The 19,790-nt window shown below is 62.0% G+C and carries 15 protein-coding genes; 3 read left to right on the top strand and 12 right to left on the bottom strand.

Features of this window, described 5'->3' with window-relative positions:
* Nucleotides 1–33 precede the first annotated feature (33 nt).
* From ilvD to nrdR, 12 genes are all read right to left on the bottom strand, one after another.
* Nucleotides 34–1,878: a dihydroxy-acid dehydratase gene (gene ilvD / locus IE061_RS15330; protein ID WP_193461986.1), complete on the bottom strand. Its 1,845-nt coding sequence runs from the start codon at nucleotides 1,876–1,878 to the stop codon at nucleotides 34–36.
* Between the two features lie 130 nt (nucleotides 1,879–2,008).
* Complete coding sequence (locus IE061_RS15325) at nucleotides 2,009–4,159, bottom strand: methyl-accepting chemotaxis protein (RefSeq protein WP_081138202.1); 2,151 nt, start codon at nucleotides 4,157–4,159, stop codon at nucleotides 2,009–2,011.
* 190 nt (nucleotides 4,160–4,349) lie between these two features.
* On the bottom strand, nucleotides 4,350–6,494 hold the full coding sequence (locus IE061_RS15320) for a methyl-accepting chemotaxis protein (RefSeq protein ID WP_193461985.1): 2,145 nt from the start codon (nucleotides 6,492–6,494) through the stop codon (nucleotides 4,350–4,352).
* A 173-nt stretch (nucleotides 6,495–6,667) separates the two neighbouring features.
* On the bottom strand, nucleotides 6,668–9,139 hold the full coding sequence (gene lon, locus IE061_RS15315; RefSeq protein WP_081138200.1) for an endopeptidase La: 2,472 nt from the start codon (nucleotides 9,137–9,139) through the stop codon (nucleotides 6,668–6,670).
* Nucleotides 9,140–9,288: 149 nt separating this feature from the next.
* On the bottom strand, nucleotides 9,289–10,542 hold the full coding sequence (locus IE061_RS15310) for a DUF945 family protein (RefSeq protein ID WP_081138198.1): 1,254 nt from the start codon (nucleotides 10,540–10,542) through the stop codon (nucleotides 9,289–9,291).
* A 55-nt stretch (nucleotides 10,543–10,597) separates the two neighbouring features.
* The gene (locus IE061_RS15305) at nucleotides 10,598–11,071 is read right to left on the bottom strand and encodes a phosphatidylglycerophosphatase A family protein (protein ID WP_039183688.1); all 474 of its coding nucleotides are present in this window, start codon (nucleotides 11,069–11,071) and stop codon (nucleotides 10,598–10,600) included.
* Nucleotides 11,068–12,045: a thiamine-phosphate kinase gene (gene thiL, locus IE061_RS15300; protein ID WP_193461984.1), complete on the bottom strand. Its 978-nt coding sequence runs from the start codon at nucleotides 12,043–12,045 to the stop codon at nucleotides 11,068–11,070. Before thiL ends, IE061_RS15305 begins: the two co-directional genes overlap by 4 nt.
* Nucleotides 12,046–12,079: 34 nt before the next feature.
* Complete coding sequence (nusB, locus tag IE061_RS15295) at nucleotides 12,080–12,583, bottom strand: transcription antitermination factor NusB (protein WP_016913295.1); 504 nt, start codon at nucleotides 12,581–12,583, stop codon at nucleotides 12,080–12,082.
* A complete protein-coding gene (gene ribH, locus IE061_RS15290) occupies nucleotides 12,580–13,068 on the bottom strand; it encodes a 6,7-dimethyl-8-ribityllumazine synthase (protein WP_039183684.1) in 489 nt (162 codons plus the stop codon). Before ribH ends, nusB begins: the two co-directional genes overlap by 4 nt.
* A gap of 4 nt (nucleotides 13,069–13,072) precedes the next feature.
* Nucleotides 13,073–14,239, bottom strand: coding sequence for a bifunctional 3,4-dihydroxy-2-butanone-4-phosphate synthase/GTP cyclohydrolase II (gene ribBA, locus IE061_RS15285; RefSeq protein ID WP_039183682.1), 1,167 nt, complete (start codon nucleotides 14,237–14,239; stop codon nucleotides 13,073–13,075).
* A gap of 72 nt (nucleotides 14,240–14,311) precedes the next feature.
* Nucleotides 14,312–15,463 (bottom strand): bifunctional diaminohydroxyphosphoribosylaminopyrimidine deaminase/5-amino-6-(5-phosphoribosylamino)uracil reductase RibD, encoded by a 1,152-nt coding sequence (gene ribD, locus IE061_RS15280; RefSeq protein WP_193461983.1) that lies wholly within the window; start codon nucleotides 15,461–15,463, stop codon nucleotides 14,312–14,314.
* Nucleotides 15,463–15,960, bottom strand: a complete 498-nt coding sequence (gene nrdR, locus IE061_RS15275; RefSeq protein WP_193461982.1) for a transcriptional regulator NrdR — start codon at nucleotides 15,958–15,960, stop codon at nucleotides 15,463–15,465. Before nrdR ends, ribD begins: the two co-directional genes overlap by 1 nt.
* Before the next feature lie 282 nt (nucleotides 15,961–16,242).
* Between nrdR and IE061_RS15270 the strand changes: the two genes are divergently transcribed.
* The 3 genes from IE061_RS15270 (at nucleotide 16,243) to dsbG (ending at nucleotide 19,770) form a co-directional block, all read left to right on the top strand.
* Complete coding sequence (locus IE061_RS15270; RefSeq protein WP_193461981.1) at nucleotides 16,243–18,006, top strand: sugar phosphorylase; 1,764 nt, start codon at nucleotides 16,243–16,245, stop codon at nucleotides 18,004–18,006.
* Between the two features lie 101 nt (nucleotides 18,007–18,107).
* On the top strand, nucleotides 18,108–18,923 hold the full coding sequence (locus IE061_RS15265; RefSeq protein ID WP_016913289.1) for a TlpA family protein disulfide reductase: 816 nt from the start codon (nucleotides 18,108–18,110) through the stop codon (nucleotides 18,921–18,923).
* A gap of 64 nt (nucleotides 18,924–18,987) precedes the next feature.
* Nucleotides 18,988–19,770 carry a thiol:disulfide interchange protein DsbG gene (dsbG, locus tag IE061_RS15260; protein WP_193461980.1) on the top strand — a complete coding sequence of 261 codons (783 nt, stop codon included), beginning with the start codon at nucleotides 18,988–18,990 and terminating at the stop codon, nucleotides 19,768–19,770.
* Nucleotides 19,771–19,790 lie beyond the last annotated feature (20 nt).

Genomic DNA, 19,790 nt, shown 5'->3' with positions numbered 1-19,790 from the left:
CAGCCCGCTTTCGCGGGCTGTGAGATAAGCCGATCAATCCAGTTTGGAGAGGTCGCGTACTGCGCCCTTGTCGGCGGAGGTGGCCAGCAGGGCATAGGCCTTGAGGGCAGGCGTCACCTTGCGCGGGCGCTGCTCGACGGGCTTCCAGGCGTCCTTGCCACGCGACTCCATGGCGTCGCGGCGCTTGGCCAGCTCGGCATCGCTCAGCTGCACGTTGATGGTGCGGTTGGGGATGTCGATCAGAATGGTATCGCCCTGCTCGACCAGCCCGATGGCACCCCCGGCGGCGGCCTCAGGTGATACGTGACCAATCGACAAGCCTGAGGTGCCCCCGGAGAAACGGCCGTCGGTCAGCAGCGCGCACGCCTTGCCCAGCCCTTTGGATTTCAGGTAGGAGGTGGGGTACAGCATCTCTTGCATACCGGGGCCACCTTTGGGGCCTTCGTAGCGGATGACCACCACGTCGCCCTCTTTGACTTTGCCATCCAGCACGTTGGCCACTGCCTGATCCTGGGACTCCACCACGTGAGCCTTGCCCTCGAATACCAGGATGGAGTCGTCTACACCGGCGGTCTTGACCACACAGCCATCCAGGGCGATGTTGCCGTAGAGCACGGCGAGGCCGCCCTCACGGGAGAAGGCGTGCTCCAGGTCGCGGATACAGCCGGTGGCACGGTCGCCGTCCAGGCTTGGCCAACGGGCGCTCTGGGAGAACGCGGTTTGGGTCGGAATGCCCCCCGGGCCTGCCTTGAAGAATTCGACCACTTCTGAACTGGGCGAGCGCATGATATCCCACTCGTCCAGCGCGTCCTTCAGGCTGTCGCCGTACACGGTGGGCACCGAGGTATCCAGCACCCCCGCCCGGTCCAGCTCGCCCAGAATGGCCATGATGCCACCCGCGCGGTGTACGTCTTCGATATGGTATTTCTGAGTATTGGGCGCCACTTTGCACAGCTGCGGCACTTCACGGGAAAGGCGGTCGATATCCGCCATGGTGAAGTCGACTTCTGCCTCTTGAGCCGCCGCCAGCAGGTGCAGGATGGTATTGGTGGAACCGCCCATGGCGATGTCCAGGGTCATGGCATTCTTGAAGGCGGCCTTGTTGCCAATGGCGCGGGGCAGCAGGTGTGCCTCTTCGCCTTCGTAATAACGCTTGGCCAGCTCGACGATACGATGGCCCGCCGTTTCGAACAGGCGACGGCGATCGGCATGGGTCGCCAGCACGGTGCCGTTACCGGGAAGTGCCAGGCCCAGCGCCTCCATCAGGCAGTTCATGGAGTTGGCGGTGAACATGCCCGAGCAGCTGCCACAGGTGGGGCATGCGCTGCGCTCGACTTCTGCCAGGGTTTCGTCGTCGACGCTGTCGTCTGCGGCCATGACCATGGCATCGACCAAATCCAGGCCGTGATCCAGAAGCTTGGTCTTGCCGGCTTCCATGGGGCCGCCGGAGACGAAAATGACGGGAATGTTGAGCCGCATGGCGGCCATCAGCATTCCGGGGGTGATCTTGTCGCAGTTGGAAATGCACACCAGCGCATCGGCACAGTGGGCGTTGCACATGTACTCGACGCTGTCGGCAATGATATCGCGGCTGGGCAGCGAGTAGAGCATGCCGTCATGGCCCATGGCGATACCGTCATCCACGGCGATGGTATTGAACTCTTTGGCAACGCCACCCGCTTTTTCGATTTCGCGGGCGACCAGTTGCCCCATGTCTTTCAGGTGCACATGGCCGGGCACGAACTGGGTGAACGAGTTGGCTACCGCGATGATCGGTTTGTGAAAGTCGTCATCCTTCATGCCGGTGGCACGCCAAAGGGCACGAGCGCCTGCCATATTGCGGCCAGCGGTAGTGGTACGGGAGCGATACTGGGGCATGGTGTCCTCTACGTCTTTATCATGGCCCGCCACATACGAGGTGGCGGGCGGGTGAATCCAGCGGTCTTCGATTGTGGCATGAGCGAACCGCTGAGACTAGACGTAGACGACATCCAATACCCCACCCGCTTCAGAACGTCTCCCACTCCTCCGCGGCACGAGCCTTCACCAGCGGACGCCTCGACGGCGCTGACGAAGAGGCCGAGGGTGACGGCAAGCTGGCCGACTGCCCAGCACGCGCCACGCGAATCCGCGCCATTTCGCTACTCTCCTCCTCGGCCCCTTCCAGGCGGAAAGCCGCGATCACGTTGGCAAGGTCCAAGGCTTCATTGGTCAACCGCTGAGCAGCGCTGGAAATGGACTGCACCTTGGTGGCATTTTGCTGGGTCACGTGATCCATCTCGGAGACGGCCATGTTGATCTGGGCAATACCGCTGCTCTGCTCGTCGGACGCAGTGCTGATCTCCTCCATGATGTCACTGACACGCATGACCTGACTGACCACCTGCTCGATGGCCTGCTCGGCTTGCTTCACCGCACTGGTCCCACCCGCGATTTCCTGGGTAGAGGTGTCGATCAAGCGGCGAATTTCGCCTGCTGCGTCGGCACTGCGACCCGCCAGGTTGCGCACCTCGTTGGCCACCACGGCAAAACCACGCCCCTGCTCTCCGGCACGGGCAGCCTCCACCGAGGCATTCAGCGCGAGGATATTGGTCTGGAAGGCAATGCCATCGATGACGCTGATGATGTCGTTCATCTTGTCGGCGCTGGCCGCAATGCGCTCCATACGCTCCACCAGAGCCTGCATGTGCTCGCCGGTTTCACGGCTGGTGGCGGCATTCTGCATGGCCAGTTGGTTGGCCTGGCGGGCATTTTCGGTATTCTGCTGCACCGTTGCGGTGATCTGATCCATGCTGGACGCCGTCTGCTGCAGCGACGAAGCCTGCTGCTCGGTACGTGAGGCGAGGTCTTCGTTCTCCTGCTTGATCTGCTCGGACGCAGGCGTGACCACTTCGACCTTGTTGCCCACTTCGGTAATCAGCCCTGAGAGGCTGGCCCGCATGGTTTCCAGCGAGGCCAGCAGTTCGCCCAGTTCGTCATCCCGCTTCAAGGTGACACGGTTGGCCAGGTTGCCCGCAGCAATTTGAAAGGTGACACGCCGCGCCTCGCTGAGCGACTTCAGCAGTGATTTCAACACCGCCACGCTGAGCCCGACCATGAGCGCAATACCGAACAGCAGCACGCCCACTTGCCCCCATAGCAGCCATTGCTGCTGCCGCTCGGCATCGGCCATCAGGCTGTGAGCTGCCGCGCGCTCGTTATCGACCAGCAGATTGATGGTGGCGCTGATGCTCTCGGAGGTGGGCCTGACCACATCATTGAAGGCTTCGAAAGCCGCAAAGCCATTGCCTTGGCGAATCGCCGTCATGGCCGTGGTCGAACCGCCAAGAAACGTCGCCAGATGGGCAGTCAATCCTTGCTGCACACCGCTGGCCTGCTGACGCTGTTCGGTATAGGTCTGCCAGGTCTGTTCGATCTGGCTCTGCAGCGATGCCAGCTGTTGATCGAGCTGGTCGAGATCGGCACGACGAGGATTGCGCACCGCAGGCTCCAGCACCTGCAGTAGCTGGGCACTGCGCTGCTCGATCTGCTGCAGGTCGGCAATGCCTTCCAGGCCGGTCTGGTTGAGGGTACGCAGGCGCTCGGCAGAGCTGGTCAAGCCATAGACGCCGGCGGCCCCCGCCACCGTCAGCAAGAGAATGGCAGCCACGACCATGCCCATCAATTTGGCCTGCATGCTACTGAAACTGAAGCGTTGCACCCATCCACGCACCCCCGTGCGACGCAATGCACCATAATGAAGCGTAAAGCCCCGCGCTCGCCCCTGCTGCATGGCATGGTAGGCCCTGGCCGCCCGCGCAATGGCCTTGTTCGCCGCCCGGCGACGTATGGCGGTATAGCCCGCCACCCGCTCACCATCCAGTAGCGGCGCCACGGTGGTATGCACCCAATAGGTATCGCCATTCTTGCAGCGGTTCTTGACTACCCCCTGCCAGGTTTTGCCTTGCTCGATGGTGGCCCACATGTTCTTGAATATCTGAGCAGGCATCTCGGGATCACGGAAAATACGATGGGGTTCGCCCAGTAGCTCGGCTTGTGAGTAGCCGCTTACTTCGATGAACGTCTGATTGACGTAGGTGATGTTTCCCTGACGATCAGAGCGTGAAATCAGCACCTGATCGTCTGTCAGCTCAAGGGTTGCCTGGCTAGATGTGCTCATGAAGTCCCCTGTGTTTTTATGAAAGGCATGTTTCGCCCGATGACCCAGCGCTTCCTTTTACCAAGCCGACGTGATGGCACGCGATGACGTGCAGCAAGAATCATCAAGAATAGGCAAAAAACATGCCACCCGAAGGTGGCATAGGCAAAGCAGATCATGGTTTTTCGTCAATGCTGATTAAACGCACCGATCAGAAGGTCTCCCATGGCTCGTCCTGCTGGTGGCCAAGCGCGTGACGGGATGACGCGGCTGTTTGCTGAGGCACGGCTTTCTTGACCCGCGCCAGCTTCTCCCGAGCCGCCGCTACGCTCTCGTCCTGGGCACCCTCCAAACGGAAAGCATCGACCACGTTGGCCAGTTCGAAGGCTTCCAGGGTCAGGTTGTCTGCGGAGGCGGCAATGGACTGAACCTTGGTGGCATTTTGCTGTGTGACGTTGTCCATCTCTGCAATCGCCGAGTTGATCTGGCCGATTCCACTGCTCTGCTCGCTGGAAGCGGTGCTGATCGAGGCCATCAGTTCGCTCACCTGATTGACCTGACGCACGACGTTCTCGATGGCGCTTTCGGCCTGCTCCACGGCGCTGCGCCCACCGCTGACTTCCTGAGTGGTGCTGTCGATCATCTTGCGGATTTCCTGGGCAGCATCAGCACTACGGCTGGCCAAGGTGCGCACTTCGCTGGCCACCACGGCAAAGCCGCGGCCATGCTCCCCGGCCCGAGCGGCCTCGACGGAGGCGTTCAGCGCCAGGATATTGGTCTGGAAGGCAATGCCATCAATCACGCCGATCATCTCGGTCATCTTCTCGGCGCGCTGGGCAATGCGCTGCATGCGCTCCACCAACTGCTCCATTTGCTGGCGGGTTTCCTGAGTGCTGTGGGCGTTCTGCTGCGCGAGTTCGGTGGCCTGGCGCGCGTTGTCGGTATTCTGCTGCACGGTAGAGGTCATCTCTTCCATGCTGGAAGCCGTTTGCTGCAGCGAGGAGGCCTGTTGCTCGGTACGCGATGCCAGCTCCTCGTTCTCGGCGGCGATCTGCTGAATCGCAGGCGTCACCACCGCTACCCGGTTTTCGACCTCGCTGACGATACTGGAAAGGCTGAAACGCATGGTGTCCAGCGAATAGAGCAGCTCTCCCAGCTCATCGTTGCTTTGACGACGCTCACGGGCGGCCAGGTTGCCTGCGGCAATCTGGAAGGTCATGTAGCGCGCTCCCGCCAGGCTGCGCATCACCGAGCGCAGGATCATCACGCTCAAGCCGATCATCACCAGTAGCCCTACGGCCATCAGCACCAGTTGCGCCACCAGCATCTGCTGACGGCCCTGATGCGCTAGAGCCACCAGCGCATGGGCGCCTTCCCGCTCGGCATCGACGAGCTGGTCACTCAACTGTCGCAACTGCTCGGTGGCGGGCTGCACGGCATCATTGAAAGCTTCGAACGCGGCAAAGCCGTTGGCCTGACTGACCGCCGTCATGGCGCTGGTCACGCCAGTGATCCAGGCATTCAACGACGCCTCGACCACTTGCAGCACGTCAGGAGCGGCTGCGCTATCCGACTCATACTCATCCCACAGGGTCTGGACCGACTGAGTGACTTCTTGCAGCCGCGTTTCAAGGGCCACCAAGTCTACCCGGCGCGGGTTGCGCACCGCGGGCTCCAGCTGTTCGACGGTGAGCCCTACCTGGCGCTCCATGAGCTGCAGGTTGGCAATCGCCTCGAGCCCCGAGCGGTTCAGCGTATCCAACCGCTCCCCCGACACCATCAACCCATAGACGCCAAGCCCCCCCGCCATGCCCAGCAGCAACAGCGCGGTAACGACCATCCCCGTCAGCTTGGCCTTTAAACTACTGAACTGAAAGCGCGCCACAAGCCCGCCCAGGCCACGCCGAATCAGTGCCCCCTGGTGCAACCGGTAGCGGCGTGATTTGCCCTTGGCACGAATCTCGGCATACACCTGCTCGGCCCGGGCGATCCGCTTGGCAGACGCCTTGCGGCGCAGCGAGGTATAGCCCACGATCCGCTCGCCGTCGCGCAGCGGCGCCACGGTGGCATTGACCCAGTAGTGATCGCCGTTCTTGCGACGGTTCTTGACCGTACCCTGCCAGGTGCCGCCTGCCTGGATGGTTTTCCAGAAGTCGGCGTAGGCGGCCTCGGGCATGTCCGGGTGTCGGATCATGTTGTGGGGTGCCCCCATCAACTCCTCACGGCTGTAACCGCTGACCTCCACGAAGGCTGCGTTGGCATAAGTCACGTTGCCTTTCAGGTCGGAGCGAGAAATCAGAACGGTTTCTTCGTCCAGCACGTATTCGCGCTGTGTCACGGGCTGGTTGTTACGCATCGCGGCTCCCCAGGGTGTTATTCGATTTTTTGAGTTCTCTCATTATCCAACGTATTAAGTCGCGTTAATCCTCAAATAGCCATATAAAAAACGCCGCTCTTCAAAGAGCGGCGCCGAAAGGAAAGACCGATACCGTACTAAGCCCTTTACTGGTTACCAGGGCTTACCCGACGTTACTTGAACACCACGTTGGCCACATCTCGGTAACGGCTGGCGAAATGAACCGTCATGCCTTCTTTCAGGTACTCCGGCAGTTCGTCGTAATCGCGACGGTTGGCTTCCGGCAGGATCACTTCGAAGATGTCGCTGCGCCGCGCAGCAATGACTTTTTCGCGTATCCCGCCCACCGGCAGAACCTGCCCGGTCAGGGTCAGCTCCCCGGTCATGGCCAGCGGGCGATTGATGGCCTGGTGCTTGGCCAGTGACAGCAGCGCCGTGGTCATGGTGACCCCCGCCGACGGGCCATCCTTGGGTGTTGCCCCTTCGGGTACGTGCAGATGCACGAACGCGGAATCGAAGAAGTCGGCATCGGCACCGAACTCGGCCAAGTGCCCCAAGGTGTAGCTGTAGGCGATATTGGCCGACTCCTTCATGACCTCCCCCAACTTGCCGGTGAGCTTGAAGCCTCGGTCCAGGGAGTGGATCTTGCCCGCTTCGATAGGCAGCGTGGCGCCCCCCATGGAGGTCCAGGCCAGGCCGGTCACGACCCCTTCACCCTTGAGCACTTTCTCCTTGCGGAAGAGCGGCGCGCCCAGAAACTCTTCCAGGTTCTTGACCGAAATCTTGACCGTTTCCACCTGCTCTTCCAGCAATTTGACCGCCGCCTTGCGCACGATGCGGTGCAGCTGTTTTTCCAACTGGCGCACCCCCGCTTCGCGGGCGTAGCCGTCGATGACCTGCTTGAGGGCAGCATCGGTCAGGTTGATGCGTTTTTTCGGCAGGTTGTCACGCTTGAGCAGCTTGGGCCACAGGTGGTGCTTGGCGATCTCCAGCTTCTCTTCGGCGATGTAGCCGGACAGGCGAATCTGCTCCATGCGGTCCAGCAGCGGGCCGGGGATGCTGTCCAGGGTATTGGCCGTACACACGAACAGCACCTTGGAGAGGTCCATGCGTACGTCCAGATAGTGGTCAAGGAAATCCACGTTCTGCTCGGGGTCCAGCACTTCGAGCAGCGCCGAGGCGGGGTCGCCCTGGAAGGACTGGCCCAGCTTGTCGATCTCATCGAGCATGATGACCGGGTTTTCGACCTCCACTTCCTTGAACGCCTGCACCAGCTTGCCGGGCATGGCACCGATGTAGGTGCGTCGATGGCCTTTGATCTCGGCTTCGTCGCGCATGCCCCCCACCGAGAAACGATAGAACTCACGCCCCAGCGCCTCGGCAATGGAACGGCCAATGGAGGTCTTGCCCACCCCAGGCGGCCCCACCAGCAGCACGATGGAGCCCCCCACATCGCCTTTGAACGTGCCTTCGGCCAGGAACTCGATGATGCGCTCCTTGACGTCTTTCAGGCCATCGTGGTCTCGGTCCAGCACCGCGCGGGCATGGCCGAGATCCAGCTTGTCCTGGCTGGTGACACCCCAAGGCAGCGATGTCAGCCAGTCCAGATAGTTGCGCGTGGTGCCATACTCCGGCGAGCCGGTTTCCAGCACGCTGAGCTTGTTGAGCTCTTCGTCGATGCGGGCCTGAACACGCTCCGGCACCACCAGAGACTCCAGACGGTTCCTGAACGTATCCACGTCGTTCTCGCGGTCGCCCTTGGAGATGCCCAGCTCACGCTGAATCACCTTCAACTGTTCACGCAGGAAGAATTCACGCTGGCGCTCCTGCATCTGCGCGTTGACCTGCTCGCTGATTTCGCTTTGCAGCTGGGCAACGTCGATCTCCTTGCGCAGCAGCGGCAGCACCTTGTGCATGCGCTCCGCCACGGGCAGCGTGGCCAGCACGTCCTGCAATTCAGGGCCTTTGGCCGAGGTGATGGCAGCGGCAAAATCGGTGAGCGGCCCAGGCTGATGGGGGCTGAATCGATTGAGGTAGTGCTTCAGCTCCTCCCCGTACAGCGGGTTGATGGGCAGCAGTTCCTTGATGCCGTTGATGATCGCCATGGCGTAGGCCCGGGTTTCTTCATCTTCGGCATTGACCGGCTCTTTCGGGTAGGTCACTTCCACCAGATAGGGCGGTTCCTTGGAGAGCCAGCGCTGAATCTTGAAACGCTGCAGGCCCTGGGCAATGAACTGAATCTGCTGCTCTTCGTTTTTCAGCTTGTGCACCTTGACGGCCGTTCCAATCTCGGGGAAGCCGTCATGATCCAGGGAGTGCACCCCTTGTTCTCCGACGAACGCTACTCCAATGGTGTGATGTGGCGTGTTGCCAACGCGGCGCATGGTCTCTTCCCAGCGCTCACGATTGATCACCAGAGGCTGTACCTGGGCGGGAAAGAACGGGCGGTTGTGAATTGGCAGCAGATAGATACGCTCGGGCAGCATGTCGCTGGCAGGCACCAGTGAATGGGTGCGCTCACCATCCGAGCGGTGGTCGTTTTCGTCGTGGTGTTCTGCGTGGTGTTCTTCGTGACGGTCCGAATGCTCGCCTGCGGCGAGCCAATCGAGGTGTTCGTGATCGCGGTCGTAATCCTGGTCGCTCATGCGCCCTCCCCATCCACAGTAACCAGCAGCAGTGGCCAGCAAGTGGTTTGCCTGCCACTGTCGCCGCTTCGTATGGTTACTGGGATGTGGGCAGCCAGGGAAAACTTCAACCCTGAGCGCCATTTGACAGCGTACTTATTGGTGGAACGTTACGGCCACAGTGTCGGCATGGGACGACCATTGACGCGCCAGACGCCGCGCACCACGTCGAACTGCAGCTCCCGGGTACCGAGGGGCAACCCCAGCCACAGGGCCGCTACGGTAGGGGCGTCGTGCCAGATGAAGTCGCCGTCGATACGTGCCCGCCAGCGCGCTTGCTCCTCGGGCTTGTCCAGCGAGACGACGCGCAATCTATCCAGCTGTCGACCGTCGAAAAACAGCGCCCCGTCTGCGGCAACTTGCAGGCCGAGCAGCGGGCTATCGAGTTCGATGGTGGTGACATCGAGCCGTGGAGAGTCGCTCAATACTTGCAGCAGATCAGGTTCCAGCCGCGCCAGCAGCCCTTCGGCCATGGGCAGCGCGGTATCTCCCCAGGCAGCTTCCTGGCGCAGCCGACGGATCACCTGTCGCACGGCATCACCGTTCAGCCGCGACAGTTCGGCCGCGACACGGCCGCTCAGCAGCGGTGTCTCCGGCGCTTCGCTGGGCACCAGTACCTCGCCCAGCACCAGCTCTCCCTGAATGCTCAGCTCGGTTTCATCCAGCGTCATCTGGCTGTAGAGATCCAGCGGGGTGATCTGGATATCGTAGGCGGGGTAGTGCATCGACAGGCGGTCGATGCGCAGGTGGTCACGCTGGGTGAAATGGTAGGCATCGTCGATGTAGGTATAGCGGCTTTCCAGGGTGGTGGGCCCCAGTGTCAATTGAGACAAGCCATCGGTCAGCGTCAACTGGTCGAACAATCCCCGCAGGCGCCAATCGCCAAACATGCCTTCCAGGCGAACCCGAGCGCCCCGAACATCCAGTTCCCGACCATTCTGCTGGATCACGAAGGGGGCCAGCGCCAAACGCAGCTCGGTGCGACCACTCAGCGTCTGATAGCGACCCTGCCAACGCGGCACGGAAGGGGCAGATACATCGCCCACGGCTTTTTGCAGCACGCTGTCCAGGCGAGGCAACAGCGTGCCCTGCACATCGGTAGAGAGCAGGCCGTGGCGGGCGTGGTAGGTCAACTCCAGCCGCCAGGGGCGGCCCAGCAAGGGCGACAGCACGAGCTGACCACGGGAGGTCAACCAGCCCTGACGGCTATCCAGGCGCTCTACCCGCCATTCACCTCGGGCTTCCAGGTCTTCCAGCGCCTGACGCAGGCTCCGTTCGAACAGAATGCTCGATAGCAGTTGCGCGACCATCCATATCACGGCAATCACCGAGAGGATAGGCACGATCAGACGTTCCTTGCGCATGCTATCTCCTTGTATGGCCTCCTGACAAAGCGCAGCGCCTGCTATCGGGCGTCGACTAGTGGAGCCAGAACCATAAGTGCATGGTACTCCAGGCGTAGATGCCTGCCATGACGTCGTCGATCATGATGCCAAAGCCCCCCGCCACTCGGCGGTCGGCCCAACGGATGGGCCAGGGCTTGAACACATCGAAAATACGAAAGACGATGAACCCCCAGATGGCCGCTTCCCAGGAAAAGGGCACGGCGGCCATGGTGATCCAGTAACCGACGAACTCGTCCCAGACGATGCCGGAGTGGTCGTGTACCCCCAGGTCATGGGAAGTTTTATCGCATAGCCAGACACCGACGATGAAGGCTACGAACACGATACTGAGATACCAGACCAGCGGCAGGTCCGCCATCATCCAATAGAAGGGAATCGCCGCCAGCGTGCCGAAGGTGCCCGGCGCCCAGGGCACGGTGCCACTCCCCAGGCCAAAGGCGAAGAAGTGAGTGGGGCGTCGCCAGACGCTGGCCGGTGCACGGTTCATTGGACACCCCCACGAAAGTGCTGCCAGCCAGACTCGGCCAACGGCGCCACGCCGGTGATGCCAGGCGTATCGGTGCACTGGCCAATCACGCTGAGCGCGATCCCCTGCTCTGCCAGCCGTTGCCTGGCCAGGGAAACGTGCGACGGGGGGAGCGTGACCAGCAGCTCGTAGTCGTCGCCTCCGGAAAGGGCTGCCCGCTGGGCTGCTTGCGCGCCCAGACAGGCTTCCAGCCCTTCCGCCAGCGGCAGTTGCTCTGCTTCCAGCGCAGCCCCCACCTGGGAAGCTTCACAAAGATGCGTGAGATCCGCCAGCAGGCCATCGGAGATATCCAGCGCCGCGCTGGCCAGGTCACGCAAGGCAACACCCGCCGCCAGGCGAGGCTGGGGCAACAGATAGCGCTGGAGCAACGGGTGCTGCATGTCTCTTTCACCCTGTTGCCACAGCGCTAGCCCGCCCGCACCACCGCCCAAAGCGCCCGTGACGGCAATCACATCGCCGGCACGAGCCCCGGAGCGGGTCAATGCTTCACCGGAGGGCACTTCTCCCATCACCGTCACGGCTATGCTCAGCGCTCCTGCGGTGACATCGCCCCCCGCCAGCGTGGTCTCATGCCGACGGCACAGGTCATGGAAGCCATCGGCATAGCCCGATAGCCACGCCTCGGCAGCCGCACTGCTGGGGAACGCACGCTGGTCGAGGGTCAGCGCCATCAAGCACCAGCGGGAGCGTGCCCCCATGGCCGCCAGGTCGCTGAGCGCCACGGCCAGGGCGCGATGGCCGACCGCATGGGCAGGCGCATCATGGGGAAAGTGCACGTCTACCACGGAGGTATCCACACTGACCACGAGCTGCTGCCCCGACTGGGGCAGCAGTAAGGTGGCGTCATCGCCGCATCCCAGGGCAACGCCATCCGTCGCTTTCGCCTCCTGCGGCGACATGAAGAAACGTCGAATCAAATCAAATTCGGCAAGCACAAAGGCCCCTTAAACGCTTGATCAGGTCGCCCGCTTACAAGCGGCGGGCGCTGACTTCGGCACTTCGCAAGCGGTTGGCCAGCTTGTCGAGAATGCCATTCACGTACTTATGGCCGTCGGTGGCGCCAAACGATTTTGCCAGCTCAACGCCTTCGTTAATGACCACGCGGTAAGGCACTTCCATGCGGCGCGAGAGCTCGTAAGCGCCCAGGCGCAGAATGGCCAGTTCTACCGCGTCCAGGTCTTCCAGACGACGATCCAGCAGCGGTGCAATGTCACGATCCAGCTCGGCTTTGAAGCGCACCGTGTTGTGCAGCAGCTCATGAAACAGCGCTTTGTCGGCGATTTCCATGACCTTGACCCAGTTCTCGTGGTCTTCCAGGTCGTCGTCCGCCTTCTGGCTACGAAACTCGGCTTCGATGGTCGAGATCGATTTGCCGGTCATGTGCCATTGATATAACCCTTGTACCGCCAACTCCCTTGCGGCGTGGCGTCCCTGCTGTGCTGCAGAGGACTTGCGCTCACGTCGCTCGCTCATTGGTCATCTCCTGCGGGCAGTGCGCGCAGCAGCGATACCATTTCCATGGCGGCCATGGCGGCTTCGGTGCCTTTATTGCCTGCTTTGGTGCCCGCTCGTTCGATGGCCTGTTCGATGGATTCCACGGTCAGCACGCCGTTGGCGACCGGCGTGTCGAACTCCAGCTGCAGGTGATTGATGGCCGTGTTGCAGCCACCCGCCACGTATTCGAAGTGCGGCGTGCCACCACGAATGACCGCGCCCAGCGCGATGACGGCATCCGGCTTCATGACGCGGAGCACGCGCTTGACTGCCAACGGCAGTTCCCAGGCTCCCGGCACGTGCACGATATGGATTTGCTCGGCATCGACGCCGTGGCGGGTCAGGCTGTCCACTGCGCCTTCTACCAGGCTATCGACCACATGGTGGTTGAAACGCCCCACCACGATGACATAACGGCCATCTACGTCGACAAAAGTGCCTTCAACTTGCGAAAGGGATTGCATCGATTTATTCCTGCTGAGTAGTTGGCTCATACGCCGTGTCGTTGGGCCCCAGGCGCTCGACCACTTCAAGATCGAACCCGGAAAGCGCCGAGAATTTCCACGGGGAGCTGAGTAGCCGCATCTTGCCGACGCCCAGATGGCGCAGAATTTGCGAACCCGTACCAATGGTTAAATAGTTGCCGGCTCCATCCGAGTCATTGGTACGCGGTTGGCGTACCCGATCCAGGAAGATGTCCAGCTGGTCTTTGAGATCCTGATGCGGCCGTCCGTCATCGATCAGGACGAACACACCGGCGGGCGCTTCGGCGATTTCACGCAGGGCGCGGTGGGAATCCCAGCGGCACTGTTCGCCTTTCATCAGCCCCAGCACGTCGCGCAGCGTATCGGCCAAGTGTACACGAACCGTGGTGGGCTGCTCGGCGGTGGGCTGGCCTTTCACCAGCGCCAGGTGGTGAGCGCCCTGAATGCGGTCACGGAACACATGCAGCGCCAGCTCGCCATGCACCGTGGACACACGGCTGGTCTCGATGGCATCGACGGTCTGTTCGTTGACGATCCGGTAGTGGATCAAATCGGCAATGGTGCCGATCTTGATGCCATGGGCCTTGGCGAAGGCTTCCAGCTCGGGACGACGCGCCATGCTGCCATCGTCGTTCATGATTTCACAGATCACGCCGCTGGGGTCGAGCCCTGCCAGCGCCGCCAGGTCGCAGGCCGCTTCGGTGTGCCCTGCCCGGCGCAGTACGCCACCCGGCTCGGCCATCAGCGGAAAGATATGACCTGGCTGCACGATATCCGTGGGCTTGGCATTGGGTGCGGCGGCGGCCTGCACTGTACGTGCACGGTCCGCGGCAGAGATGCCGGTGGTCACGCCTTCGGTCGCCTCGATGGACAGCGTGAACTTGGTGCCAAAACCGGACCCGTTGTCACGCACCATGAGCGGCAGGTTGAGCTGCTCGCAGCGTTCCCGGGTCATGGGCATGCAGATCAGACCGCAGGCGTAACGCGCCATGAAGTTGATATGCTCTGGCTTGACCAGTTCGGCCGCCATGATGATATCGCCTTCGTTTTCGCGATCCTCATCGTCCATGAGGATCACCATTTTGCCCTGGCGAATGTCTTCTACCAGCTCGGCGATAGGGGACAGGCCCTCAGAAGCGGAGTGCGCCATGGAATCTCCAAAAAAAGTGGTCGCATGGGATGCGATTTCGGGCGTCAGGGTACCTTGCTATGGCCGCTTGCGCTAGTCGATCACGGGGGTCGCGATAATCTGCCAGTCCTGGCCTACCTGGCGGGACTCCTTGATCACCAGGCGCTTTTGATCCGCCATTCGGGTGATCCCCGGCAGCTCGAACAGCGGGCGGGCGTCGCCTCCCAGCAGCGTGGGGGCGACGAACAGCTGCAACTCATCGACTAGCTGCGCATCCAGCAGCGCCCCGGCCAGCGTCGCACCGGTCTCTACCAACAGCTCGTTTACCTGCTCATTATCGGCTAACCAGCGCAGCATGTCAGCAAGCTCGACACGCCCGTCGGCGGCGCTGGGCAAGACCTGGATCTCGGCACCGGCCGCTTCCAGCCGCTGACGCTTGTCGGGGCTGTGCTGGTCGGTGGTGATGATCAGCGTGCGCCCCGGCTCGCGCAGGCAGGCCGCCGCCAGCGGCAGCCGCAACCGAGAATCCAGAATGACCCGCAGCGGTTGGCGCAGCACGATCTCATCGGCCTGGGGCAGCCCCAGCTGTTCGGCACGCACCGTCAGCCGCGCATCGTCCATGATCATGGACTCCACGCCACTGAGAATCGCGCTGGAGCGTGCTCGCAGGCGCTGCACCTGGGTGCGCGCCTGCGGGCCAGTGATCCACTGCGACTCCCCCGATCCCATGGCCGTTCGACCATCGAGGCTCATCGCCATTTTCAAGCGCACGAATGGTCGCCGTGACTGCATGCGCGACACGAACCCAGGATTGAGCGCCCGAGCATCCTGTTCCAGCAGACCCACGAGGACTTCGATACCGGCAGCCTTCAAGTGGGCAATCCCCCGCCCACTCACTTGCGGATTGGGGTCTTCCATGGCCACCACCACGCGCCCTACGCCTGCATTGGCCAGCGCCACGGCACAGGGGCCGGTACGCCCGGTATGGGAACAGGGCTCCAGCGTCACATAGGCCGTGGCCCCCCGGGCCTGCTCCCCAGCGGCTGCCAACGCATGCACTTCGGCATGAGGCTCACCGGCGCGCAGGTGGTAGCCTTCCCCCACCACCTGGCCCTCGGCCAAACGATCATAGCCAACGATGACACACCCCACGCGAGGGTTGGGGTCCGTGGTATACAGGCCCTGGCGAGCCAACTGCAAGGCGCGCGCCATGAACCCGTGGTCGGCAATCGAGAACAGGCTCATCACTTGACCTCGGAAGAGGCGGCACCGGAGGAAGCATCGTCACCCGGCTCTTGAGCCAACCGGTCGATTTCAGCCCGAAACTCTTCCAGATCCTGGAATTTGCGGTACACCGATGCAAAGCGAATGTACGCCACCTGATCCAGGCTACGCAGTGCCTTCATCACCGCCTCGCCCACTTCACGGGCATTCACCTCTCGGTCGCCTCGTGCCCGCAAGGTCTGACGGATACGCTCCACAGCCGCCTCGATGGCTTCGGCACTTACCGGGCGCTTTTCCAACGCCCGCAACATGCCTGCCCGCAGCTTGGCTTCATTGAAGGTCTCCCGGGAGCCATCCGACTTCACCACCCTGGGCATGATCAGCTCTGCCGTTTCGTACGTCGTGAAGCGCTCGTGGCAGCTTGCACACTGGCGGCGACGACGCACCTGATCACCTTCTGCCACCAGGCGTGAGTCCGTCACTCGTGTATCGTTTGCACCACAAAAAGGACAATGCATGGCAGTCAACCTATTGTCGGTACGCACCTGCAAGTGCGCTCAGCGTGTCAGCCCATGGATACCCGCCAGGCCAGCGAGCCTCCTGGTATCCACTGTTTTGTAAGCTATTTTTAAGATCCATCCAAGGATCGTTGGGTAAACCGTCCCATTACCGCTTGTCATGCCTGCAAAAGCGGCAGACGCATGACTTGTACGTCATTTCGCACACTATTCACCTATATTGTAACGATTTGGCACACAAGCTGCAGCGTTTGTCGAAGGTTGATTGAAAGGGAGGCATCCATGACGGCATTTGAGCTCAGGCTACAGCGTTACTTGACCCACCTGTACGGCGAGCGCGCAGGAGAGGTACAGCGACGCCTCGAACAGCACTTGGCACACTTCCGGCCGCTACTCCCCTCTGCCCCCTCCACAGGCACGCCCAGCGACGGCGCACCAACATGGAGCGAAAAGGATCAGTGGGTCATCAGCTATGGTGACTCCATCGTGGCAGACGGCACGCCCCCACTGGGCGTACTGAACCACTTTCTGCAGCGCCACTTGGGCGAGACGATCAGCGGGGTGCACGTGCTGCCCTTCTTTCCCTGGAGCAGCGACGACGGTTTTTCGGTCATCCATTACCGGGAGGTCAACCCCGAACTGGGAGACTGGTCGCATATCCGTGACCTGGCCAGCCACTATGACGTGATGGGCGACCTGGTGCTCAACCACGTTTCCCGTGAATCGCTGTGGTTCGTGGATTACCTGACCGGCAGCCTGCCGGGGCGGGACTACTTTATCGAGGTGGACCCTGACACCGATGTTTCCCAGGTCACGCGGCCACGCAGTAGCCCGCTGCTCGTGCCTGTCTCCACCCGCCGGGGCACACGCCACCTGTGGGCCACGTTTTCGGAAGACCAGATCGACCTGAATTTCGAGAACCCGGATGTCCTGCTGGAATTCGTCGGCATCCTGCTGTTTTACCTGCAGCAGGGAGTGAGGATCATCCGCCTCGATGCCGTGGCATTCTTGTGGAAGCGGCTGGGCACGGCCTGTATTCACCTGCCCGAAACCCATACCGTGGTACGCCTGCTACGCGCCATCGTCGATGAGATCGCCCCCGGCACCTTGATCATCACCGAAACCAACGTGCCCCATGCCGAAAACATCAGCTATTTCGGCCTCGAACGCCTGGCGGAAGGCCCGCCGGACGAGGCGCACATGGTGTACCAGTTCGCGCTGCCCCCGCTGCTGCTGCACACCCTCACCCGTGGGGAGGCCAGCACCCTGCAAGGCTGGCTATCCAGCCTGCCGGTGCTGCCTGAACACTGTACTTACCTCAACTTTACCGCCAGCCACGACGGCATCGGGGTGCGCCCGCTGGAGGGCCTGCTGCCGGACCACGAACGGGACGCCCTGCTGGAGCTGATGCACCGCTTCGGTGGCTTCGTCAGCATGCGCAGCAACCCGGACGGCAGCGACACGCCCTACGAAATCAACATTACCTGGTTCGAGGCCATGCGCGGTACCCGGCGCGGCCCCGACCCTTGGCAAATTGCGCGCTTCCTGTGCAGTCAGGCCATCATGCTCAGCCTGCAAGGCATTCCTGCGCTCTACCTGCACACCTTGACCGGCACGCTCAACGATGTCGAAGGCGTCGAGCGCAGCGGGCGGCTGCGCTCCATCAACCGGCGTCGCTGGCCGCTGGACGAACTGGAGCTGCTGCTGGAAAGCCCCTCTACCCCAACCCACGATGTCTTCCATGCCCTGCGTCGGCTGTTGGACCTTCGCCGTCAGGAGCCCTGCTTTCACCCCAACGTGCCCCAGCAGGTCATCAGCACGCCAGCAGAGCTGCTGGCCATCGAGCGCGGTCCGCTGGCCGATGGCCGATGCTTGCTGGCCCTGTTCAACGTCACCGACCGCCGCATAGCCCTCGACCAGGGCGGCGAGGCATTGACTCAGCGACTGCAGCAGCACGCCTGGCAGCCGCTGGATACCTCGTCTTCGCTTCACCCGCTGGCATCCCTGCCTCCCTATGCCGTGCTCTGGCTGGTGGCTAACGCCTGACGCCTTGCGACATAACGTCTCAGGACAGAACAAGATAATCCTTTAATAATCCTGTCCTGCGACACTGTCCATCCAATTCGACGGTGGATACGTGAGCGTTTATGTTGCAACAAAGCCTGGCCATTGGCCCCATGGGATTCAGCCTGCATCAGTTGATCATCGGTTTTGCCTTCTTACTCGCCCTGTTGGTGGGCGCCCTGCTGGGCAGGCGCCAGCAGGTTTCGGTCAGCGATACCCTGTTTACCCTGCTGATGGTCGCCCTGCTGGCGGCCAGGCTGGTATTCGTCGTGCGTTACTGGGGTGAATACGACGGCCTGCTCGCGCGGCTGGATATTCGTGACGGTGGTTTTGATCTGCTGGCCGGTGCATTGGCCGGGATAGGGTATGGCGTCTGGGCACTGTGGCGCTCGCCGCGTCAACGCGCGCCGCTGGGCGCGGCCATGCTCACCGGCGGTCTGGTGTGGGGCGTCACGCTGGGCAGCACCCTGCTCATCGAACAGCAGACCCGGCCGCTGCCCACCACCCCGCTCAGCACCCTGGAAGACACCCCCATCAGCCTGCCGGAGCTGGCTCAGCAACAGGGCCAACCCATGGTAGTGAACCTGTGGGCCAGCTGGTGCCCGCCCTGCATTCGCGAAATGCCGGTCTTCGAAGCGGCTCAGCAGCAGGAGCAGGACGTGACGTTCGTGTTCGTCAATCAGGGGGAGAGTCTTCCACAGATCAACCGCTTCATGGCAGAACATGGCTTTCAGCTCGACAACGTCTGGCAAGACCCGCGCAATGCGCTGGGTCAAGTGACAGGTGCCCATGCCATGCCCACCACGCTTTATTATGATGCCCAGGGCCAATTGGTCAGCACCCACTTTGGCGAGCTTTCCCGAGCCACCCTGAACGATGGGCTATCACGTATTCGTTAAGCCTTCTACAGCGTGATCATGAGTTACCCGCTGCCGCAATAGCGGCCTATTTGAGGATAAAGTGATGCAACGGATGTTTCCCATTCAGACGGGCCGTCTGACCCTGCTGGCTGCGTTGAGCGGCTTTGCCATTACCAGCCAGGCCGATGCTCTACCCGCCCCGGTGCAAGCCCTGGCCGACCAGGGCATCAGCATTCACGGGCAGTTCGAGGCCCCCGGCGGCATGCGCGGCTATGGTGCCAGCGTGCAAGGCCAGGACATGGCCATCTACCTGACCGCCGACGGCGAACACGCCATTGTCGGCACACTGATGGACAGCGCGGGCAATGACCTGACCGAAGCGCAGCTGGACGAACATGTGCGCGTCCCGCTCGAAGCCGAAACCTGGCAACTGCTGGAAGAGAGTCACTGGATTCAGGACGGCAACCCGAACGCCCCCCGCGTGATTTACACCTTCACCGACGCCAACTGCCCTTACTGCCGCCAGCTATGGCAACAGACGCGCCCTTGGGTGGAAGCAGGCGAAGTTCAGTTACGCCACATCATGGTAGGCATTCTGGCGCCGAATAGCCCCGCCCTCGCCGCCACCCTCCTCGGTGCCGACGACCCCGCCGAGGCCCTGCACCGCCATAGCGACGGCGAATCCCTGAGCGCCAGTGCGCAACCTCGCGATATCGAAGAACAGGTCTATGCCAATAACCAGCTTTTCGATGAGCTGGGACTGTACGCCACCCCCACCAGCGCCTACCAACGCGAAACCGACACAGGCCTGCTACGCATCGACCGCATCCAGGGCATGCCCAACGAAGCCCGCCTTCTGGACATGATGGGCAGCGAAGCACCGTAAGCATGGAGGCCAGACTAGCC

The organism is Vreelandella hamiltonii, assembly GCF_014651795.1.
In the GTDB taxonomy this organism is placed as follows: domain Bacteria; phylum Pseudomonadota; class Gammaproteobacteria; order Pseudomonadales; family Halomonadaceae; genus Vreelandella; species Vreelandella hamiltonii.
This window is presented reverse-complemented; position numbering and strand designations above follow the sequence as displayed.

Excerpts from the sequence above, each read along its gene's own strand:
- ilvD (WP_193461986.1), bottom strand. The coding sequence starts at position 1,878 with ATGCCCCAGTATCGCTCCCGTACCACTACCGCTGGCCGCAATATGGCA.
- IE061_RS15325 (WP_081138202.1), bottom strand. The coding sequence starts at position 4,159 with ATGAGCACATCTAGCCAGGCAACCCTTGAGCTGACAGACGATCAGGTG.
- IE061_RS15320 (WP_193461985.1), bottom strand. The coding sequence starts at position 6,494 with ATGCGTAACAACCAGCCCGTGACACAGCGCGAATACGTGCTGGACGAA.
- lon (WP_081138200.1), bottom strand. The coding sequence starts at position 9,139 with ATGAGCGACCAGGATTACGACCGCGATCACGAACACCTCGATTGGCTC.
- IE061_RS15310 (WP_081138198.1), bottom strand. The coding sequence starts at position 10,542 with ATGCGCAAGGAACGTCTGATCGTGCCTATCCTCTCGGTGATTGCCGTG.
- IE061_RS15305 (WP_039183688.1), bottom strand. The coding sequence starts at position 11,071 with ATGAACCGTGCACCGGCCAGCGTCTGGCGACGCCCCACTCACTTCTTC.
- nusB (WP_016913295.1), bottom strand. The coding sequence starts at position 12,583 with ATGAGCGAGCGACGTGAGCGCAAGTCCTCTGCAGCACAGCAGGGACGC.
- ribH (WP_039183684.1), bottom strand. The coding sequence starts at position 13,068 with ATGCAATCCCTTTCGCAAGTTGAAGGCACTTTTGTCGACGTAGATGGC.
- ribBA (WP_039183682.1), bottom strand. The coding sequence starts at position 14,239 with ATGGCGCACTCCGCTTCTGAGGGCCTGTCCCCTATCGCCGAGCTGGTA.
- ribD (WP_193461983.1), bottom strand. The coding sequence starts at position 15,463 with ATGAGCCTGTTCTCGATTGCCGACCACGGGTTCATGGCGCGCGCCTTG.
- nrdR (WP_193461982.1), bottom strand. The coding sequence starts at position 15,960 with ATGCATTGTCCTTTTTGTGGTGCAAACGATACACGAGTGACGGACTCA.
- IE061_RS15270 (WP_193461981.1), top strand. The coding sequence starts at position 16,243 with ATGACGGCATTTGAGCTCAGGCTACAGCGTTACTTGACCCACCTGTAC.
- IE061_RS15265 (WP_016913289.1), top strand. The coding sequence starts at position 18,108 with ATGTTGCAACAAAGCCTGGCCATTGGCCCCATGGGATTCAGCCTGCAT.
- dsbG (WP_193461980.1), top strand. The coding sequence starts at position 18,988 with ATGCAACGGATGTTTCCCATTCAGACGGGCCGTCTGACCCTGCTGGCT.